Genomic DNA, 2,026 nt, shown 5'->3' on the forward strand with positions numbered 1-2,026 from the left:
GCCTGGACATCACCGAAGGCACCTCGCATGCCGGCACCGGACACCGGCGTCGTCTCCGGGACCGGCATTGCCGTTCGCCGGAGACGCCCAGATGCGGGCCTGGCTGGCGGCGGACACGGCCGTCGCCGCCTGGGTGGCCGCCAGCGCCCCGGACGGCCCCGAAGCCGTCGCCACCGCCCTCACCGGGACGGTCCTCGCCTGGAGCACCCTGCACGGCACCATCGGCCTGGAGGTCTCCGGCCACTTCTCCGGCATGGGCCACACCGGGGACACCCTGCTCGCGACGCAGGTCGAGCTGCTCGCCGAGGCCTTCTCGCTGAAGTGATGCACTGTCGCAGGCGCTTCGCGGCCTCGGGGAACCCAAGGGGCCGTCACAAACCGTCGCACCCGTAGCGGATGCGACGCCTCCAAGCGGCCAGCACGCCCCCTCCGTGAGCAAGCCGGAGGGGGTAGCACCGCTGAATCACACCGTCGCGTGCGGGTGCTCGGCACTCGGCAGTCGACGGACGAAGCGAACGAGCCTCCCCGCAACGCAGCTCACCCGCACGCCGGCCCTCCCGGACCACCGACGCGAGCACCCCGCCGACCGCTCCGCCCCCGGGCGGACCGGCGGTGCAGCCTCCCCCGGCCGTGCCGCTTCCGGCACCACATCGCACCGGACCGCGACAACGCGGCGCTCGGCCCGCCCCTCCGCCTGCCGCCCGGCCTCCCGGCCGGCCACTCGGCCTGCAGCCCGGAGGACACCACCCGAGGCACGTCGAGGCACGTCGAGGCCTGGCCGGCCGCCCGCCCGTCCGTGCGCGGGTGTGACACGCCACGGTCGATCGGCGCTCAGTCAGGTACGGCCCACCCTGCCACCGGCGCCGGGGTGCGAGACCCGGCCCGCGCCGCGGCGAATGCCCTTTAGGCATTCGCCGCCGAGTCATGCCTGAAAAGAATTAATGACACCTGCCGGATTCCACTCCGCCGCATACTGAATCGCTTTCTCACCGACAAGTGTCAATACGTGGCGGGACTGCGCCACCACCCCCGCACACCCTGCGCCCCGCGCACAGCCAGGCTGGATTTCGGCCCACGGGCGGCACGGACGGCTGCGGGCGGATCTGCCAGCAGACATTGGCCCGGCAATTCCCGCCAGAAATCCGACGGGAACACCGTCCACTGTGGCGGAATCCTGCCATTTGTGCGCCCGCCCTTTCCTGCATGCCTGATCCTTCGTCATGATTCCGGCCGAGCACCACGGCGTACTGTCCGGCCCGCTCACCCGCCGGGTGGCGGCTGCCGGCCGATCGCCGGGACGCGCCGCCGGCGCCCGCTCCACCCCCAGCCCGCTCCACCCCCAGCCGGCTCCGTCCTCAGCCCGCGCCGACCCGGCGCCACGGAGCCGGCGCGACCGCGCGACCGCGGTCCACCACGGAAGGAACCGAATGAAGCGAAAGCTCGCCGTCGGAGCCGTTCTGTCCTCCTCGGCCGTCCTGGCCGGCGCGATCCAGGTCGGTGCCGGATCGGCCCACGCCGCGCCGGCGCCCGTCGCAGCGGCCCGCGCCCTGGGCCTGTCCGGTCAGGAACAGCTGATCGTGAAGGACACGATCACGGACCCCGACGGCACCCGGCACGTGCGTTACGAGCGCACCTTCGCCGGCCTGCCCATCCTGGGCGGCGACCTGATCGTCCACCAGAGCGCGCAGGGCGCCATACGCTCCGCCGACCGCGCCGTGGCCGGCCGGGTCGCCCCCGCCTCGCTCGCCCCGAAGCTCGACGCCGTACAGGCCGCCTCCAAGGCGCACGACGCGGTCGCCGCCACCGTCGGAGTCCCGGAAGGCGACGAGCCCGCCCTCGTCTCGGTCGACCGGCCGGGAACGGCGCAGCTGGTGGTGTGGGCGGCCTCCGGCACCCCGCGACTGGCCCACCGCACCACCGTCGAGGGCGTCCGCGCCGACGGCACCCCGAGCAGCCAGGTGGTCGTCACCGACGCCGCCACGGGCGAGGTGCTGTCCACCCACGAGCAGGTGCAGACCGCCAACGC

General features: G+C 73.9%; 1 protein-coding gene and 1 pseudogene. Both read left to right on the plus strand.

What is annotated here, in order from left to right; translation table 11 throughout:
• The first annotated feature begins 67 nt into the window (after nucleotides 1-67).
• Complete coding sequence (locus ABZ641_RS34890) at nucleotides 68-325, plus strand: WHG domain-containing protein (protein WP_359988393.1); 258 nt, start codon at nucleotides 68-70, stop codon at nucleotides 323-325.
• A 1,102-nt stretch (nucleotides 326-1,427) separates the two neighbouring features.
• Nucleotides 1,428-2,026, plus strand: a pseudogene (locus tag ABZ641_RS34895) (peptidase M4 family protein); the annotation flags it as partial.

The sequence above is a fragment of the Kitasatospora sp. NPDC007106 genome (genome assembly GCF_040634455.1).
GTDB classification, from domain to species: Bacteria; Actinomycetota; Actinomycetes; order Streptomycetales; family Streptomycetaceae; genus Kitasatospora; species Kitasatospora arboriphila.